The organism is Clostridioides sp. ES-S-0054-01 (assembly GCA_021561035.1).
GTDB lineage: Bacteria > Bacillota > Clostridia > Peptostreptococcales > Peptostreptococcaceae > Clostridioides.
In genome coordinates this window covers 3820477-3839781 of sequence record CP067346.1, presented here as the reverse complement: position 1 = coordinate 3839781, position 19305 = coordinate 3820477, and the positions used below count along the sequence as shown (strand labels likewise).

At 29.9% G+C, this 19305-nt stretch carries 13 protein-coding genes and 1 pseudogene; 10 read left to right on the top strand and 4 right to left on the bottom strand.

Features of this window, described 5'->3' with window-relative positions; genetic code table 11:
* Positions 1 to 201 precede the first annotated feature (201 nt).
* The gene (locus JJC02_17505; GenBank protein UDN54630.1) at positions 202 to 1431 is read right to left on the bottom strand and encodes an aminopeptidase; all 1230 of its coding nucleotides are present in this window, start codon (positions 1429 to 1431) and stop codon (positions 202 to 204) included.
* Between the two features lie 861 nt (positions 1432 to 2292).
* On the opposite strand from JJC02_17505, the pseudogene JJC02_17500 reads away from it, so the two are divergent.
* From JJC02_17500 to carB (JJC02_17460), 9 genes and pseudogenes are all read left to right on the top strand, one after another.
* A pseudogene (locus tag JJC02_17500) lies at positions 2293 to 2382 on the top strand (transposase).
* 10 nt (positions 2383 to 2392) lie between these two features.
* Entirely contained in the window at positions 2393 to 3511 is a 1119-nt protein-coding gene (locus tag JJC02_17495) for a transposase (protein ID UDN54629.1), read from the top strand.
* 443 nt (positions 3512 to 3954) lie between these two features.
* Positions 3955 to 4869, top strand: coding sequence for a hypothetical protein (locus tag JJC02_17490; protein UDN54628.1), 915 nt, complete (start codon positions 3955 to 3957; stop codon positions 4867 to 4869).
* 24 nt (positions 4870 to 4893) lie between these two features.
* Positions 4894 to 5529 (top strand): DUF1847 domain-containing protein, encoded by a 636-nt coding sequence (locus JJC02_17485; GenBank protein ID UDN54627.1) that lies wholly within the window; start codon positions 4894 to 4896, stop codon positions 5527 to 5529.
* A gap of 374 nt (positions 5530 to 5903) precedes the next feature.
* A complete protein-coding gene (pyrF, locus tag JJC02_17480; protein ID UDN54626.1) occupies positions 5904 to 6620 on the top strand; it encodes an orotidine-5'-phosphate decarboxylase in 717 nt (238 codons plus the stop codon).
* A 25-nt stretch (positions 6621 to 6645) separates the two neighbouring features.
* Positions 6646 to 7689 (top strand): glutamine-hydrolyzing carbamoyl-phosphate synthase small subunit, encoded by a 1044-nt coding sequence (carA, locus tag JJC02_17475; protein ID UDN54625.1) that lies wholly within the window; start codon positions 6646 to 6648, stop codon positions 7687 to 7689.
* 52 nt (positions 7690 to 7741) lie between these two features.
* Positions 7742 to 10948 carry a carbamoyl-phosphate synthase large subunit gene (gene carB, locus JJC02_17470; protein ID UDN54624.1) on the top strand — a complete coding sequence of 1069 codons (3207 nt, stop codon included), beginning with the start codon at positions 7742 to 7744 and terminating at the stop codon, positions 10946 to 10948.
* A 257-nt stretch (positions 10949 to 11205) separates the two neighbouring features.
* Positions 11206 to 12255 (top strand): glutamine-hydrolyzing carbamoyl-phosphate synthase small subunit, encoded by a 1050-nt coding sequence (gene carA, locus JJC02_17465; protein UDN54623.1) that lies wholly within the window; start codon positions 11206 to 11208, stop codon positions 12253 to 12255.
* Positions 12256 to 12436: 181 nt separating this feature from the next.
* Positions 12437 to 15643 carry a carbamoyl-phosphate synthase large subunit gene (carB, locus tag JJC02_17460; protein ID UDN54622.1) on the top strand — a complete coding sequence of 1069 codons (3207 nt, stop codon included), beginning with the start codon at positions 12437 to 12439 and terminating at the stop codon, positions 15641 to 15643.
* 178 nt (positions 15644 to 15821) lie between these two features.
* Here the strand turns inward: carB (JJC02_17460) and JJC02_17455 are convergent, their stop codons facing one another.
* From JJC02_17455 to JJC02_17445, 3 genes are read right to left on the bottom strand one after another with little or no spacing between them, the layout of a single operon-like run.
* Complete coding sequence (locus tag JJC02_17455) at positions 15822 to 16679, bottom strand: MerR family transcriptional regulator (GenBank protein ID UDN54621.1); 858 nt, start codon at positions 16677 to 16679, stop codon at positions 15822 to 15824.
* 20 nt (positions 16680 to 16699) lie between these two features.
* Positions 16700 to 17365 carry an RluA family pseudouridine synthase gene (locus tag JJC02_17450; protein ID UDN54620.1) on the bottom strand — a complete coding sequence of 222 codons (666 nt, stop codon included), beginning with the start codon at positions 17363 to 17365 and terminating at the stop codon, positions 16700 to 16702.
* The gene (locus tag JJC02_17445; protein ID UDN54619.1) at positions 17365 to 18237 is read right to left on the bottom strand and encodes a class I SAM-dependent methyltransferase; all 873 of its coding nucleotides are present in this window, start codon (positions 18235 to 18237) and stop codon (positions 17365 to 17367) included. The genes JJC02_17450 and JJC02_17445 overlap by 1 nt, the downstream gene beginning before the upstream one ends.
* 167 nt (positions 18238 to 18404) lie before the next feature.
* Between JJC02_17445 and JJC02_17440 the strand changes: the two genes are divergently transcribed.
* Complete coding sequence (locus JJC02_17440) at positions 18405 to 19148, top strand: DUF3298 domain-containing protein (GenBank protein ID UDN54618.1); 744 nt, start codon at positions 18405 to 18407, stop codon at positions 19146 to 19148.
* Positions 19149 to 19305: the final 157 nt, after the last annotated feature.

The window sequence follows — 19305 nt, the reverse complement described above, 5'->3', positions numbered from 1 at the left end:
GTAAATTAAAATAAAGGTTTTACTAAATAGGATATTTTATATATAATATAAATATAAGTTTTAGATACTTATGTTTAAAACAATAGGAATTAATCTATAATAATGAGATTAATTAATATAAAAAATATTTATCATCAACATTAAAAAGGGCTGGGAAGTCTGGTATAACTTCCATCAGCCCTTTTTAGTTAAAATCATATGTTAAAAAGCCCAATTACCATTTTTAAAAATCTGTATTTGCTTTCCATCATAAGTCTCACCAATAATATCCATATCAGCAGAACCAATCATAAAATCTACATGTGTTAAACTGTCATTTACACCATATTCATCTAATTCTTCATCTTTTAAATTGTTTCCACCCTCTAGACAAGTTTTATAAGCAGAACCAATTGCAAAGTGGCAAGAAGCATTTTCATCGTATAGAGTATTATAAAAAATTATATCTGTATTGGATATTGGTGAGTTGTATGGAACAAGAGCAACTTCTCCTAAATAATGAGAGCCTTCATCCGTTTCAATAAGTTTTTCTAGTGTATCTAGTCCCTTTTCAGCAGAGAAATCTATTATTTTACCATCTTTAAAGGTTAAGAAGAATTTGTCGATTATGTTTCCACCATAAACAAGAGGTTTTGTACTATAAACAGTTCCATTTACTTTAAACTTATGTGGCATTCCAAAAATCTCTTCAGTTGGAATATTTGGATTAAAACTTATTCCATTAGGGTCTTTGGATGCTCCACTTAGCCAGATATGACCTTTTGGTAAGTCTAGAGTCAAATCAGTTTTTGAGGATTTATATTTTAAAGTTTTAAAGTTATTTTTATTTAGAAAGTCCATTTTAGACTTAAGATTTTCATTATGCTCTTCCCATGCTTTTATAGGGTCTTGACCATCTACTCTTGAACATTTAAATATAGCATCCCACAGTTTTTCTATTGCTTTATCTTCTGATAAATTTGGAAACACTTTTTTTGCCCAATCTTTTGTTGGCACAGAGACGATACTCCATTTACATTTATCAGTTAGAGTATAAGAACGCCATTCTTTTAAAGCTTTTCCAGATGCCTTTTGAAAATTTGCAACTCTTTCAGGGTCAACATCTTTTAGTAAGTCAGGGTTTTGGGCATAGACTGATAAAAATGCTCCACCTTCTTTTGCTATATCTACATATTGTTCTGCTGTCCATTTTGGGAACTCATGAAATGCTTCATCTGGAGCATATAAGTATTTAATAAGAGTACTTTCTTCATCAGACCACTCTATATATACATTTTTAGCACCACACTTATATGCTTCTTTAAGTGCATTTCTTGCAAAATCAGCACATTCTATTGGTGACTTTATAAGTAGAATTTGACCTGGCTGTATGTTAACTCCAACTTTTATTGCTAACTCAGCGTATTTTTCTAAATTTCTATTTAAATTCATATTTATCCTCCTATATTTTTAATATTGAATAACTTATAAAGTATTATAACATTACTTATGTTTTTAATATTGAACAACTTATAAAATATTATAACTTTACTTAGATTTTGGGTCATATTCAAAATATTTATACTTTATAGATTGAGAAATAAAAAAATATTTTAATTAAAACAGATTATGAGGATAACAAACTTATTTAAGCAGTATGTTTTTTTGTTGATTAAAAAATAGCTACGCACACTCGTGACTTTAGTCATGAGTTAGTAGCTAAAATAGTCAGCATATAGGGAAACCTATATGTAGAGATAGGATAGAACCTATCCAATACTACTTGAATTGCTAAAAACCCCTAAAGTTAACCAAACTAAAACATAAGGATGAAATAAACCTAAGTGTGAAAGTTACGAAAGTAGAAAAAATTGGTTAGATGGTATAAGGTTAAACCCTAAGTACTTTAAAATGGGCAATCAGCAGGTAAACTCCGAATAGGAGAAACTTCAACGACTATTCCTCTTGAGGGAAGTACACTACAAGTTATCGGTAGTGGAAGTGTGTAGACCTTAACGGATAATGCCGAAGGATAAGATATAGTCTGTGCTTGCATGAAAGTGTAAGAAGTTCATAAGAGAACTTCATAGGTAGTAGCGAACTTATGTGAACGACAACCTCAAAAATGATAAAAGTAAAGACTTACGGTTCTTATATAGGTTATTTAAAAATAAATATAAAAAACCTTCAAAATACTTGTTTTAAGTAATTGAATATTTTAATCTTATGATAGGTGATGAAAAGTAGAAGTTACTCATAGTAGAGGATATGCATATAGTATGTCAAATATAGACATCCAGTATTATGGGGAGGCATCTTTGGAATCCTAGTTATTTCGTTGCTACTGTATCAGAAAATACAGAAGAACAGATAAGAAAATATATTAATAATCAGAAAAAGTAAGTAAAGTGAGGTGGTAGTAGTGGAAAAAGCTTATAAGTTTAGAATATATCCAAATAAAAAACAGCAAGAGTTAATTAACAAAACTTTTGGATGTTGTAGATTTGTATATAATAAGTATCTTGCTAAAAGAATAGAAGTTTATAAAAACGATAAAGAAACTTTTACTTATAAACAGTGTAGTTCTGATTTGACCAACTTAAAAAAAGAATTAAAGTGGCTTAAAGAACCTGACAAATTTTCACTACAAAACGCCTTAAAAGATTTAGATAATGCATATAAAAAATTCTTTAAAGAAAAAGTAAGATTTCCTAAATTTAAATCAAAGAAAATTAATAGATTTTCATATAAAACTAACTTTACAAATGGAAACATTATGTATTGTGGTCAACATATAAAACTACCTAAACTTGGTATGGTTAAGATAAGGGATAAACAAGTACCTCAAGGTAGAATACTTAATGCCACTATATCTAAAGAGCCAAGTGGTAGATATTATGTATCATTATGCTGTACTGATGTAGATATTGAAGCATTTGAAAATACTAATAATCAGATAGGTTTAGATTTAGGAATTAAAGAATTTTGTATCTCAAGTTGTGGAGAATTTATAGAAAATCCTAAGTATCTTAAGAAGTCATTAAACAAACTTGCTAAATTACAAAGAGAATTATCGAGAAAAACAATCGGTAGTTTAAATAGAAATAAAGCAAGATTAAAAGTTGCAAGACTTCAAGAACATATAGCTAATCAAAGAAATGATTTTCTACAAAAACTATCTACTAAACTAATAAAAGATAACGATATTATTTGCATAGAAGATTTACAAGTAAAGAATATGATTAGAAATCGTAAACTATCTCGCTTAATTTCTGATGTGTCATGGTCAGAATTTGTTCGTCAATTAGAATACAAGGCTAATTGGTATGGTAGACAAATTTTAAAGGTGGGTAAATTCTTTGCAAGTTCACAAATATGCAATAAATGTGGGTATAAAAACGAGGAAGTTAAAAACTTAAATATAAGAGAATGGATTTGTCCTAGTTGTAATGAAACTCACGATAGAGATATAAATGCAAGTATAAATATATTAAAAGAAGGATTAAGACTAATAACAATTCAAAATAAATAACGTATGTAAGAACCGTAGGAACTACGGGGATGGCCTGTGGAGAATTAGTAAGACATATTTTAGTATGCAAAATTCTATGAAGCAGGAACCTTGTGACTTTAGTCATAGGAGGTTCAGAATAGTATTAAAGTAGAAATAAAAATACTTTTTTAGTGAAAAGCTATACAAGAATACCAAAAAAAACTTATAATATAATAATGAGATAGATATTTATAAATGAAAAAAATTTTTATAGAAAATCAAATAAAAAAATTATGCTAATGTATAGACATTGATAAGGTAGAATTTAAGCCTTTTGAATGCTATATTAAACTAGAGTAGATATTCTTATGAATTTCAAAATAGGGCAGGAGGAAAAAGGAAATAAAACTATAAAAAATATAAAGTATTTATATAAATTTATAGAGTTTATACGTCAGAAGATTTCAGTTAGGAGGGCATAAATGGAGCTTTATGAAGCCATTTTTTATAGAAAATCTGTAAGAAATTTTTCCAGTAATAAGATAAAAAAGCCATTAATGGAAGAAATAAAAAGAAGTTGTAAAAATTTAGAATACTTAAATGAAGATTTAAGTATTAAAGCACATGTTGTTGATAGAGGGCATATAATACATTTTTTAATGGGTAAGGAATGTAAAGTAAAGGCACCTCACTATATAGTAGTTACATCAGATAAAGGTGAAGACTATTTACAGAATATAGGATTTGCTACAGAAGGTGTAGTTTTACGTCTTACAACATTGGGAGTAGCTACTTGCTGGTTGGAAGGAAACTTAAAGAGAGAAGATATATTAGAATTTGTGGATATTGGGAATAAGAACTTTGAAGAAGATGAAGAAGATGATTTAGACTATTTAGCTGGATTAAAAACAGAAGTAGAAGATGAAAACAAAATAGAGAATCCTTATATAATAATAGCTTTTGGATATCCAGCAAAAAATGAAGATTTGTTTAGGACAAGATATGCTAGACCTGATAGAAAGCCAATAAAAGATATGATAAATAAGATAAATAGGAATAGAAAATGGAAAGAAGTATTAGAATTGACAAGAAGGGCTCCATCTGTAAAAAATTCTCAACCATGGTATTTCCACAAGGATGAACGAGGTCTTCATTTATTTGAAAAGAAACCTAAGAAACACTGTGAAGATATGAATAAGGTTAGCTTAGGTGTAGGTTTAAGACATTTTGATATAGCTTGTATAAAAAATAAAATAGATGTTTCATATGAAAAACTTCCTATAAGAAATAAAATAGGAAAATCATATTTTATAACTGTAGTTGAGCATGTGAAACCAGAAGAAGAAATCCAAGAAGAAAATGTAAGTAGTGAAAAAGAAGAATCACAAGATGAATAAGATTTTGGAAGGTGGATATTGGATATGTATAAGTGCGGGAAATGTAACCTTAGAGGCTGTTCTGATGGAAATATGGATAAGTTAATGAAGATATGTCCAACTAGAGAAATTGAGCTACAACAAAAATCAAAACAACTTTATGAAGAAGAAGAGAATAGAAAAATAGCTTATAACGCTGGGCTAGTTGAAGCAGAAGGATACTGTGAATATACTAGACTAAAAGAAATTATAGAGTTTTCTAAGAAATGTGGTTATAAAAAGATTGGTATAGCATTTTGTATTGGATTAAAAAGAGAAATGCAAACAGTACAAAAGATATTTGAACATCATGGATTTGAAGTATTTTCTGTTATATGTAAAAATGGAGCAATGCCTAAGAGTACAATTGGACTAGAAGCATCTCAAACAATATCAAAGTGTGCAGATGAAATAATGTGCAATCCAATAGGACAGGCTTTATTTTTAAATGAAGCTAAAGTTGACCTTAATGTAATTCTTGGATTATGTGTTGGTCACGATACCTTAGCCATGAAATATATGGAAGCTCCTATAACAACTCTAATTGTCAAAGATAGAGTAACTGGGCATAATCCAGCTGCTGCGATATATAATGCAGAGTCATATTTTGAGAAAAAATTGTTTGATAAAGTTGAAGAATAATTCAAAGACTTATTGACATAAAAAGCAATTAGTGGTTTAATTATAAAAAAGATAAAACTTTAAATTATCCTAGGGATACATAAAGTTATGAGAATAAAGAAAAATATTACAGCTAAATTCCTTAAAGTAGTCCAGAGAGACTAAAGGGTTATAGATAATGTTAATATATAACCTCTAGTAAATCTTCTAGAGGTTTTTGATGAGTATAAAATAAAAATTTAAATATAATAAAGTCTTTTAAACTAGTCCAGAGAGACTGGGAAAGATATCTCATAGCTAAGAATTGAGTTATGTATAGATAAAATCCTTGTGCCTCTTTTGGTGTAAGGATTTTTTTATGAGGATTTAGGCTTTATTAAAAAGGAGATGTAAAAATGATAAATGGAAAAGAGAAGTTGATAGTTGCAATTGATACTGACGAATTTGATAAAGCTAAAGAACTAATAGACAGATTAGAAGATAGTGTAGACATATTTAAGGTAGGGCTAGAGCAATACGTTGCCACAAAAGGGAAAACAATAGATTATCTTAAAGAAAAAGGTAAAAAAATATTTTTAGACCTTAAATTCCATGATATACCAAATACTATGAAAAGTGCAGTGAGAGCTGCAGTGAGAGATAATGTTTGGTTAATGACAATACATGTATCAGATATGGAAGGAATGAGACAATGTGCATTAGTTGCTAAGGAAGAAGCAGAAAGATTAAATATAGAAAAGCCATTAGTAGTTGGAGTAACGGTTTTAACTTCATTAAGTAACCAAGATTTACAGGACATAGGATGTAATATGACAACAGAAGAGTTAGCTATAAAGAGAGCTAAACTGGCAAAAGAAGCAGGAATAGATGGGGTTGTTTGTTCAGCTCAAGAAGTTGATAAGATAGTGGAAGCATGTGGAACTGATTTTATAACAGTTTGCCCAGGAATAAGACCTAAATCAGCAGAGGTTGGAGACCAAAAAAGAGTTGTGACTCCATCAGATGCAATAAGAAGAGGTGCTCATTATTTAGTTGTTGGAAGACCTATAACAAAAGCAGAAAATCCAAGAGAATCAGCTATTAATATTGTAAAAGAAATAGAAAATGCTTAGATAAAATATTTGGGAGGTAGCTTACATGAAGGGGAAATTAATTTTAGAAGATGGAACAGTATTTGAAGGAAAAGCATTTGGATATCTAAAGGAAACTGTTGGAGAAGTTGTATTTAATACTTCAATGGCTGGATATGGAGAAATATTGACAGATGCAACTTATTATGGACAAATAGTTACTATGACCTATCCACTTATAGGAAACTATGGAATAAATTTAGAAGATGTTGAATCAAATAAGGTACAAGTAAAAGGACTTATTGTAAGAGAAAAAAGTGATAACCCAAATAATTTTAGATGTGAGATGGATATAGACACATATTTAAAGCAAAATAAGGTAATAGGACTTGAAGGAATAGATACAAGAGCATTAACTAAAATTATTAGAAACAATGGAACTAAGAGAGGAATTATAACTTTAGAAAATACATCGTTACAAGATGTTCAGTCTAAACTAGAAGAGCATTGTAACAAAGATTCAGTAAAAAATGTTACAAGAAAAGAAATTGAAAATATCAAAGGTACTGGTGCTAAGGTTGTAGTTATAGACTTTGGTGTTAAAAATAGTGTACTAGAGTCTCTTAAAGCTTGCAACTGTGATATAACTATAGTACCAGCAATGACTACAGCAGAAGAAATTTTAAATATAAATCCTGACTTAATCTTACTATCTAATGGACCGGGAAATCCAGAAGATGTAAATGATATAGTTGAAAATATAAAAAACTTAGTAGGCAAAAAGCCATTGACAGGAATAGGTTTAGGACATCAAATTTTAGCATTGGCATTAGGAGGAAAGACTTCAAAGCTTATATTTGGACATAGAGGAGGCAATCATCCAGTTAAATGTTTAGAAACTGGAAAAGTATTTATAACTTCTCAAAATCATGGATATAATGTTTCAGAAATGCCAGAAAATACAGAGGTAACTCACATAAATTTAAATGACAATACTATAGAAGGAATGAGACATAAAGAATTGCCAATATATAGTGTTCAGTACATTCCAGAATACACAACAAAAGAAGATTTAGATTGTATATTTAATAAATTCTTAGCATTAATATAGATTTAGTATTATTTACAGATAGTAAAAACCATTTAGATAAGGAGAAAAATTTATGCCTAAATTAGATAGTATAAAGAAAACTTTAGTATTAGGGTCAGGACCAATAATAATAGGTCAAGCAGCGGAATTTGACTATTCAGGAACACAAGCTTGCCAATCTTTAAAAGAAGAAGGAATAGAAGTTGTATTAATAAATAGTAATCCAGCTACAATAATGACTGATAAAGAAGTGGCAGATAAAATATATATAGAACCATTAACAATAGAATTTATAGAAAAAATAATAGAAAAAGAAAGACCAGATAGTTTACTTGCAGGTATGGGTGGACAAACAGGGCTAAATTTAGCAGTTGAACTTTATGAAAAAGGCATACTAGATAAATATGGAGTAAAGATAATAGGTACTTCAGTAGAATCTATCAAAAAAGGTGAAGATAGAGATATATTTAGAGAAGTAATGAAAGAAATAAATCAGCCTGTAATAGTTAGTGATATAGTTACAGATTTACAAGCAGGTCTTGATTATGCACTTACAATTGGTTATCCAGTAGTTGTAAGACCAGCATACACACTAGGTGGAACTGGTGGAGGTATAGCTGAGAATGAGGAAGAATTAAGAGAAATACTTTCACATGGACTACAATTAAGCCCTGTTGGACAAGTATTAATTGAAAAGAGTATAAAAGGCTGGAAAGAAATAGAATATGAAGTAATAAGAGATTCAAAGGGAAATTGTATAGTTGTATGTAACATGGAGAATATAGACCCAGTTGGAGTTCATACAGGAGATAGTATAGTTGTTGCCCCAACTCAAACTTTAAGTAACAAAGAATGTGCGATGCTTAAAAAAGCATCTTTAGATATATTAAATGCAGTAGAAGTTCAAGGTGGATGTAATGTTCAGTTTGCATTAAATCCACACAGCTTTGAATATGCAGTTATTGAGATAAATCCAAGAGTTAGTAGATCATCAGCTCTAGCATCAAAAGCTACAGGATATCCAATAGCTAAAGTTTCATCAAAAATAGCTTTAGGTTACACTTTGGATGAGATAGAAAATGCAGTAACTAAAAAAACTTATGCTTGTTTTGAACCAACTATAGATTACGTAGTAGCAAAAATACCAAAGTGGCCTTTTGATAAATTTAAAAAAGCAAATAGGAAATTAGGAACTAAGATGATGGCAACTGGTGAAATCATGAGTATAGGAAGCAACTTTGAAGCTGCTATTCTTAAAGGGATAAGATCGCTTGAAACAGGAAAATATTCATTAGTTCACACACCATCTGAAGAGAGAAGTATTGAGGAGTTAAAGAAAAGAGTTGTAGTGCCTGATGATGAGAGACTATTTGACTTAGCTGAAATGATAAGAAGAGGCTATAAAGTAGAAATGATAGAGCAAATTACAGGTATAGATAAATGGTTTATAAATAAATTTAAATGGATAGTAGAGCAAGAAGAAAAACTAAAAGTTATGAAGATTGAAGATTTAACGAAAGATTATCTTCTTGAATTAAAGAAAAAAGGATTCTCTGATAAGGGTATATCTGACTTAATGAAGATAAGCCCAGAAAAATTATATGAATTGAGAAGTCTATATAATATAAAACCAGCATATAAGATGGTTGATACTTGTGCAGGTGAGATAGATGCTATATCTCCTTACTATTATTCAACTTATGAGCAATATGATGAGGTAGTTGTTAGTGATAAGAAAAAGGTGATAGTATTAGGTTCTGGTCCAATAAGAATAGGTCAAGGTATAGAATTTGATTATTGTTCAGTTCACTGTGTAAAATCTTTAAGAAAGATGGATATAGAAACTATAATCATAAACAATAATCCTGAGACAGTGAGTACAGATTTTGATACATCAGATAAGCTATATTTTGAACCATTAACAGAAGAAGAAGTTTTAAGTATAATCGAAAAAGAAAAACCAGAAGGTGTAATATTACAGTTTGGTGGACAGACAGCTATAAAATTGGCTAAGTTCTTACATGAAAAAAATATACCTATATTGGGTACTGATTTTGATGATATAGATGCAGCAGAAGATAGAGAAAAGTTTGATGATTTACTAGAGAGACTAGATATAAATAGACCAAAAGGAAAAGGTGTATGGTCACTTAGTGAAGGTATTGAAGTTGCTAATGAATTAGGTTATCCAGTATTGGTTAGACCATCTTATGTACTTGGTGGTCAAGGTATGGAAATAACTTATAACGAAGAAAAATTATCTCAATACCTACAAGATGCATTTGATAGAGACCATAAGAATCCAGTACTTATAGATAAATATCTAACTGGTAGAGAAATAGAAGTAGATGCTATATGTGATAAGGAAGATATATTAATACCTGGTATAATGGAGCATTTGGAAAGAGCTGGGGTTCACTCTGGAGACAGCACAACAATGTATCCAAGTCAAAATATTTCTGATGAAATAAAAGAAAAGATAGTAGAATACACTAAGAAGATAGCTTTAGACCTTAATGTACTTGGTATGGTTAATATACAGTTTATAGAATTCCAAAATGAATTATATATAATTGAGGTTAATCCTAGAGCTAGTAGAACAGTTCCATATATAAGTAAAGTGAGTGGAGTACCAATAGTTGACTTAGCAACTAAGTGTATGTTAGGGTCTAAATTAAAGGATTTAGGATATGGTACAGGAGTTTACAAAGAGCCAAAACTAGTATCAGTAAAAGTGCCAGTATTCTCAATGTCTAAATTATCTAAGGTTGAAGTAAGTCTAGGTCCTGAGATGAAATCTACAGGAGAAGTTCTAGGCGTAGGAGAAAATTTAGAAGAAGCTTTATATAAAGGATTCTTAGCAGCAGGTAGACATATGTCTGATGAAAGAGGAGTAGTGCTTGCCACTGTCAATAATCATGATAAAGATGAGTTTATAGAGATAGCAAAAGATATGAAAGAGTTAGGATATACTTTTGTTGCTACAGAAGGGACAGCTAAGAGTCTAAGAGAAAGTGGAATAGAAGCTAATATAGTAAATAGAGTAGAAGAATCTAGACCAAATATACTAGATGCTATAAGAAATAAACAAGTTGATATAGTAATAAATACACCAACTAAAGGAAATGACTCTACAAGAGATGGGTTTAAGATAAGAAGAACGGCTATTGAATTCTCTACTGAAATAATGACGTCTTTGGATACACTAAAAGCTTTAGTAGAGGTTAAGAAGAAACACTTAAATAAAGATAAGTTAAAAGTTTACAATATAGCTGAATAGAGGTTAAATTGATTGTATAGTTTAAGAATTTAATTATTAAATTAAAAAGAAGAAGTTATTTTTTCTATGAGTTTTTACTTTTGAGATAACTTCTTTTTTTTAAGAAATTTGTAGTATAATAGAAAAAGATAAAAAATAAATGTAAATAAGTATAAAACTAGAATGTAAAAGTGAAAAATAGATATAGATATTTAAAAGCTTATATTTAGCTAATGTTCTTTAGCTTGCCTAAAGAGAATTATAGGAGGTACTGTAATATGAAAGCAAGGTTAATATTAGAAGATGGGACAATTTTTATAGGAAAGGCATTTGGATATTTAGAAGAAAGTGTAGGCGAAGTAGTGTTTAATACTTCTATGATAGGATATGGTGAAGTTTTAACAGACCCTTCTTACTATGGTCAAATAGTTACTATGACTTATCCTCTTGTAGGAAATTATGGTATAAATTTATCATCAGCAGAGTCTGAAAAAGTTCAAGTAAAGGGATTTATAGTAAGAGAAAAAAGTGATTCTCCAAGTAATTTTAGATGTGAAATTGATATAGACCAATATTTAAAGCAAAATAAAGTTATTGGACTTGAAGGAATAGATACAAGAGCTTTGACTAAAATACTTAGAAATAATGGAACAATGAAAGGGATAATTACATTAGAAGACAGTACGTTAGAAGATGTTAAACATAAATTGGATAAGTTTTCAAATACAGAAGCAGTTAGAACAGTTACAAGAAAAGAAGTAGAGCATATAAAAGGAAATGGTCCAAAAGTAGCTGTTATGGATTTTGGAGTTAAAAGAAATATATTAAAATCATTTATAGCTCGTGGATGTGATATAACAATATTTCCAGCTACAACATCTCCAGAAGATGTATTAAGTATAAATCCTGACTTGATATTCTTGTCAAATGGACCTGGAGACCCAGAAGACCTAGAAGATGTTATAGAAAATATAAAAGCTCTTATTGGTAAAAAGCCTATAGTTGGAATCTGCTTAGGACATCAACTTTTAGCTTTAGCTCTTGGAGGAAAAACTGCTAAGCTTAAATTTGGACATAGAGGTGGAAATCATCCAGTTAAAGATTTAGAAGAGGGAAAAGTATTTATAACTTCTCAAAATCATGGATACTATGTTTCAGAAGTTCCTGAACAAATGAAAGTGACACATATAAATTTAAATGATAATACTGTTGAAGGAATGAGACATGAGAAGCTAGGTGTATACAGTGTTCAATACCATCCTGAGGCTTGTCCAGGACCAAAAGATAACGACTATATTTTTGATAAATTTTTAGAGTTAGCAAAATAAATAGTATTAGAATGTATAACTAGAAAATAAGAATAACTTAAATCAGAAAAATTTGATTTAATTAATATAGATGTATATAATGAGTAAACTTAAATTTAAAATGAAATAAAGTAATTAAAATTGATTATATAGATGATGAAGATAAGAGCTGTGAAAATTGTTTAGATAAGGAGAAAGAGTTATGCCTAAATTAGATAGTATAAAGAAAACTTTAGTATTAGGGTCAGGACCAATAATAATAGGTCAAGCGGCAGAGTTTGATTATTCAGGAACACAGGCCTGCCAAGCATTAAAAGAAGAGGGAATTGAAGTTGTATTAGTTAATAGTAATCCAGCTACGATAATGACTGATAAAGAAGTGGCAGATAAAATATATATAGAACCATTAACAATAGAATTTATAGAAAAAATAATAGAAAAAGAAAGACCAGATAGTTTACTTGCAGGTATGGGTGGTCAGACAGGATTAAACTTAGCTGTAGAATTATATGATGCTGGTATATTAGATAAATATAATGTAAAAGTTATAGGGACATCTATAGAGTCTATAAAAAAGGGCGAAGATAGAGATTTATTTAGAGAGGTAATGAAAGAAATAAATCAACCTGTAATAGTTAGTGACATAGTTACAAACTTAGAAGCAGGTCTTGAATTTGCCAATAAAATAGGATATCCAGTGGTTGTAAGACCAGCATATACGTTAGGTGGAACTGGTGGAGGTATAGCTGATACAGAGGAAGAATTAAGAGAAATTCTTACACATGGATTGCAATTAAGCCCAGTAGGACAAGTTCTTCTGGAAAAGAGTATAAAAGGTTGGAAAGAAATAGAATATGAAGTAATGAGAGATGGAAATGGAAACTGTATAACTGTATGTAATATGGAAAATGTAGACCCAGTTGGAGTTCATACAGGAGATAGTATAGTTGTTGCCCCAAGTCAAACTCTAAGTGATGAAGAGTATCAATTACTTAGAAAGGCATCAATAGACATAATAAATGCAATAGAAGTTCAAGGTGGGTGTAACGTTCAAATAGCTTTAAATCCACATAGTTTAGAGTATGCAATAATAGAAATAAATCCAAGAGTTAGTAGGTCATCAGCCTTAGCATCAAAAGCTACAGGATATCCAATAGCAAAAGTAGCAGCTAAGATAGCTTTAGGTTACACTTTGGATGAGATAGAAAATGCAGTAACTAAAAAGACTTATGCTTGTTTTGAACCGACATTAGATTATGTAGTAGTAAAAATACCAAAGTGGCCATTTGATAAATTTAGACATGCTAATAGAAAATTAGGAACTAAGATGATGGCTACTGGTGAAATAATGAGTATAGGTAGTAACTTTGAGGCTGCTATTCTTAAAGGGATAAGATCACTTGAAACAGGAAAATATTCGTTGGTTCATGCACCATCAGAAGGTAGAACATTAGAAGAATTAAAGGCTAGAGTTGTAGTACCTGATGATGAGAGACTATTTGACTTAGCTGAAATGATAAGAAGAGGCTATAAAGTAGAAATGATATCAGAAATAACTGGTGTTGATAAGTGGTTTATAAACAAATTTAAATGGATAGTAGAGCAAGAAGAAAAATTAAAAGTTCTAAAAATAGAAGACCTAGATAAAGAGTATCTACATGAATTAAAGAAAAAAGGATTCTCTGATAAAGGTATATCTGACTTAATGAAGATAAGCCCAGAAAAGTTATATGAATTAAGAGGTTTATATAATATACAGCCAGTTTATAAAATGGTTGATACATGTGGAGGAGAATTCGAAGCTCTATCACCTTACTATTATTCAACTTATGAGCAATATGATGAGGTAGTTGTTAGTGATAAGAGAAAAGTGGTAGTATTGGGTTCTGGTCCAATAAGAATAGGTCAAGGTATAGAATTTGACTATTGTTCAGTTCATTGTGTAAAATCTTTAAGAAAAATGGGAATAGAAACTATAATTGTAAACAATAACCCTGAAACAGTGAGTACAGATTTTGATACATCAGATAAGTTATATTTTGAACCATTAACAGAAGAAGAAGTTTTAAATATAATCGAAAAAGAAAAACCAGAAGGTGTAATACTACAGTTTGGTGGACAAACAGCTATAAAATTGGCTAAGTTCTTACATGAAAAAAACATCCCTATATTGGGTACTGATTTTGATGATATAGATGCAGCAGAGGATAGAGAAAAATTTGATGACTTACTAGAAAGATTAGACATAAATAGACCAAAAGGAAAAGGTGTATGGACGACTAACGAGGGTGTTGAGGTTGCTAAGGAGTTAGGTTATCCAGTGTTAGTTAGACCATCTTATGTACTTGGTGGTCAAGGTATGGAAATAACTTATAACGAAGAAAAATTAATTCAGTATTTGGATGATGCATTTGATAGAGACCACAAGAATCCAGTACTTATAGATAAATATCTAACTGGTAGGGAAATAGAAGTAGATGCTATATGTGATAAGGAAGATATATTAATACCTGGTATAATGGAACATTTGGAAAGAGCTGGAGTTCACTCTGGAGATAGTACAACAATGTATCCAAGTCAAAATATATCTGATGAGATAAAAGAAAAGATAGTAGAATACACTAAAAAAATGGCTTTAGAGCTTAATGTACTTGGTATGGTTAATATACAATTTATAGAATTCCAAAATGAATTATATATAATTGAAGTTAATCCTAGAGCTAGTAGAACAGTTCCATATATAAGTAAAGTGAGTGGAGTACCAATAGTTGACTTAGCGACTAAGTGCATGTTAGGAGCTAAATTAAAGGATTTAGGATATGGCACAGGAGTTTACAAAGAGCCAAAACTAGTATCAGTAAAAGTGCCAGTATTCTCAATGTCTAAATTAGCTAAGGTTGAGGTAAGTCTAGGACCTGAGATGAAGTCTACAGGAGAGGTTCTAGGTGTAGGAGAAAACTTAGAAGAAGCTTTATACAAAGGATTCTTAGCAGCAGGTAGACATATGTCTGATGAAAGAGGAGTTGTACTTGCTACTGTTAATAATCATGACAAGGATGAGTTTATAGAGATAGCAAAAGATATGAAAGACTTAGGATATACTTTTGTTGCTACAGAAGGAACAGCTAAGAGTCTAAAAGAAAATGGAATAGAGGCAGATATAGTAAATAGAATTGAAGAGCCTAGACCAAATATACTGGATGCTATAAGAAATAAACAAGTTGATATAGTAATAAATACACCAACTAAAGGAAATGACTCTACAAGAGATGGATTTAAAATGAGAAGAACGGCTATTGAATTCTCCACTGAAATAATGACATCCTTGGATACACTAAAAGCTTTAGTAGAGGTTAAGAAGAAACACCTAAATAAAGACAAGTTAAAAGTTTACAATATAGCTGAGTAGAAGTGATAAAGTTTTTATATAAGAGATTATAAATTTTATACAACAAAAGATTCTAGATAAATTTTATATTTTACACAAATTTATTTACATTCTCAAATATTTATACTGAAAACATGTGGAAATTGGCATTAGCTATGTTCCCACATGTTTTCTTAGAAATTTTACTGAGAGAAGACAATTACACTAAACATCTTAAGTCAATTTCTCTCTTTTTAACTTGTATCTGAATTTCAGTTAGAAGTTCTTCTTCGTTGTTTGTAGACAAAGGGTCTATTATAGGTATTTCATATATATAATTTTCAATAGGTATTCTTTTATACTCAACATAATCAACCAGCTTCTTAAAAGCAGTATAATTTTTTTTGTAAGGTCCTTTATATGTCATACAAATAAAGTCACCAGCTGAAATTTCTGTTATATATTTTTGTGATTTTATATCAAATAAATCTCTTTCAACAGTTACAAAACTATTATCATAAATAACTTTATCTTCTTTTAAAAATTTATCTATAGATACAAGTCCACTTACTCCACCATAAAACACAGATATATTATCTTCTAATATATTTGCTATTTGTCTTCTGGAAAGTTCCATAGTTTCTTCACTACTTAATCCTTCTTCGTATTCTATAGATAAGATACTTCTTCGTGGAATATGTTTTCTCACTATTTTGCCGACTTCATCTACTTTCATACCTTTTTCCATTGTTTCTTTCTTTGTACTTAGTACTTTTTTTATAAGTTCTAATTCTTTAATTTTTTCGTCCACTATATTAATTTTATTAGTCAGTAGCTTTAGAATTTCTTCATTATTTTCATCAAGCTTTGATTTAATTTCTTTTAAAGGCATACCTAAATACTTTAAGTATTTTATAATATCTAATTGTGAAAATTGGTCAATTGAGTAATATCTGTAATTGCTTTCTTGATCAACATGAACAGGCTTAAATAAACCTATTTGGTCATAGTACCTTAGTGTCTGTATACTTATTTTATGAAGCTTTGACATTTCGCCTATTGAAAATTTTTTACTCATATAATCACCTCATTTGAGATTTAAAATATATTCCATGGATATTTATCCGATGGATGACATGTAAATTCCATTTTTTCTTTTGTAGTAGGATGGTAGATTTCTATCTTATTGGACCAAAGAGATATTTGTTGTCCAACTTTATTTATTTCTTTGCCATATTTTTGGTCTCCGTATAATGGATGTTTTCTGCTTGCAAATTGAACTCTTATCTGATGAGAGCGACCAGTCTTTAAATCAACTTGGACTAAGCTTAAATTTTCTTTAAAGTCTAATACCTTATAGTTGAGTTCAGCTTCTTTGGCATATTTATGATTTTTTTTCACTACAGTTACCATATTAGTCTTTTTATTCTTATATAAAAAATCCCTTAATGTATCTGAATTAGATTTTAGCATACCATGAACAACAGCTAGATAGGTTTTTTTAAAGGTCTTATTTCTTACTTGCTCAGATAATCTAGAAGCAGCCTTTGATGTTTTTGCAAAAACCATAACTCCACCTACTGGTCTATCCAATCTATGTATTAAACCAATGTATACATTTCCAGGTTTGTTATACTTTTTTTTAATATAGTCTTTTAAAAGATTTACCATATCCTTATCATTAGTATTATCCCCCTGAGATAATATGTTAACTGGTTTTTCTACAACTAATAAATGGTTATCTTCATATATGACTTTTATCATTATTTTTTCTCCCATCTTCCAAATATACCACAAGGAAGTATCTTACCATCTCTAGAAGCTGGTATTCCTAATTCTCCACCATATATATATCCTGTATTTGTCCTCTTACCTATTGTTGTAGACAATACATTTTCAAGAACTATTGGAGAAAACCCTGTTGTATAAGAATTAATCAAGAAAAACAAAGGATTATCTGATAAAACTCCCATACATAAATCTACAAAACTATATAACTTTTCTTCTATTTGCCATACTTCTCCTTTAGGACCTCTTCCATAAGAAGGTGGGTCCATTATTATTGCATCATATTTTTTACCTCTTCTTATTTCTCTTTCAACAAACTTTACAACATCGTCTACTATAAATCTTACTGTTTGATTTTTAAGACCTGATAATTCTATGTTTTCTTTTGCCCAATTAACCATACCCTTTGCAGCATCAACATGACATACTTCTGCACCAGCAGATGCACAAGCTACAGTAGCCCCACCGGTATATGCAAAAAGATTTAACACTTTTATAGGTCTGTTAGCTTTCTTTATTTTGTCTATCATCCAATCCCAGTTGGCTGCTTGCTCTGGGAACAAACCAGTGTGTTTAAATCCAGTTGGTTTAATGTGAAACTTTAGGTTTTTATAATTTATAGTCCATTGCTCTGGGTATCTTTTTTTGTGTTCCCATTGACCTCCACCTTTATTGCTTCTATGATAGTGTCCATGAGGGTTTTTCCACAAAGCCCATTCAGATTCCATTGGCCACACAACCTGTGGGTCTGGTCTTCTAAGTACATAATTACCCCAACGCTCTAATTTTTCTCCATTTCCCATATCTATAAGTTCATAATCTTTCCATTTATCTGCTAATAATAACATATACTTCCTCCTATAAAATAACTCTCAATCCTATGTATTATACCACAAAATTAGTCATTTTTTGTTGTTTTAGATACTTTCTATTCTTTACATTTACTATTAACATTATTACTGTTTTAAGCATATTATATTGTATCTGATTTTTTTAATAAAAGGGGAGGGTTTTAATGGAAAATTATCAATCTACAAATACTTGTACATATAATATACTATATGTGCAATTTAATGAAGACTTTGAAAGAAGTAAGTATTTTTCGTATGATGTAAAATATCCTATTATATACAATATTAGAAATCAATCTACCTATGTAAATCCAGTGATTTTAAATAACATAAACAATGCTGTAAAAATGACTGTAAACAATTTTAAAAATGGTTTACAGGAAGAAGAACAAGAATATAATAATGCAGCTTCTCAAAACTCACTTCCAAAGCAGAGTTATTGGGTATCTACTAGTTATGCAGTTACTTTTAATAAAAATTATGTGCTAAGTATGATATTAAGTCTTATGGCTTTTACTAGCAACTCTGGACCTAAGTATAATACATTGAATAATTACAATATAGATTTGACAACTGGAAAAGAACTTTTGCTTGGGGATATTTTTAGAGATGGGGTTGATTATATAAATATAATAACTGATTATATAAAATCTCAAATAAATGAAAATAGAGATATGTACTATTCTAATGTGGAACTAGTCATACCTGAGGACCAAGCTTTTTATATTACAGATGATGGAATTGTTGTTTATTTTGGTGTTGATGAGATAGCACCCGAAAGCTTTGGAATACCTAAGTTCAAAATTAAATTTTCTGATTTTGGAAACTTTATAAATTCACGCATATATTGTATTTCTCCAGACATATATGTTCAATCAAGAGTAAGAACTAAACATTTTAGGGGATAAAAATATAGATAATTCTAAGCCCTATTTTAGTACTTATGCTGGAGTAGGGTTAAGATTTATCTATCCTAAATAACATAATTTAAACAGTACTATTTATATTTGTTAATTATATAAATTTAGATATATTGATAAATGTTAAAATAGCACAATTGTTTTG

Excerpts from the sequence above, each read along its gene's own strand:
- JJC02_17490 (UDN54628.1), top strand. The coding sequence starts at position 3,955 with ATGGAGCTTTATGAAGCCATTTTTTATAGAAAATCTGTAAGAAATTTT.
- JJC02_17450 (UDN54620.1), bottom strand. The coding sequence starts at position 17,365 with ATGATAAAAGTCATATATGAAGATAACCATTTATTAGTTGTAGAAAAA.
- JJC02_17485 (UDN54627.1), top strand. The coding sequence starts at position 4,894 with ATGTATAAGTGCGGGAAATGTAACCTTAGAGGCTGTTCTGATGGAAAT.
- JJC02_17455 (UDN54621.1), bottom strand. The coding sequence starts at position 16,679 with ATGAGTAAAAAATTTTCAATAGGCGAAATGTCAAAGCTTCATAAAATA.
- JJC02_17505 (UDN54630.1), bottom strand. The coding sequence starts at position 1,431 with ATGAATTTAAATAGAAATTTAGAAAAATACGCTGAGTTAGCAATAAAA.
- carA (UDN54623.1), top strand. The coding sequence starts at position 11,206 with ATGAAAGCAAGGTTAATATTAGAAGATGGGACAATTTTTATAGGAAAG.
- pyrF (UDN54626.1), top strand. The coding sequence starts at position 5,904 with ATGATAAATGGAAAAGAGAAGTTGATAGTTGCAATTGATACTGACGAA.
- JJC02_17445 (UDN54619.1), bottom strand. The coding sequence starts at position 18,237 with ATGTTATTATTAGCAGATAAATGGAAAGATTATGAACTTATAGATATG.
- carB (UDN54622.1), top strand. The coding sequence starts at position 12,437 with ATGCCTAAATTAGATAGTATAAAGAAAACTTTAGTATTAGGGTCAGGA.
- carB (UDN54624.1), top strand. The coding sequence starts at position 7,742 with ATGCCTAAATTAGATAGTATAAAGAAAACTTTAGTATTAGGGTCAGGA.
- carA (UDN54625.1), top strand. The coding sequence starts at position 6,646 with ATGAAGGGGAAATTAATTTTAGAAGATGGAACAGTATTTGAAGGAAAA.
- JJC02_17440 (UDN54618.1), top strand. The coding sequence starts at position 18,405 with ATGGAAAATTATCAATCTACAAATACTTGTACATATAATATACTATAT.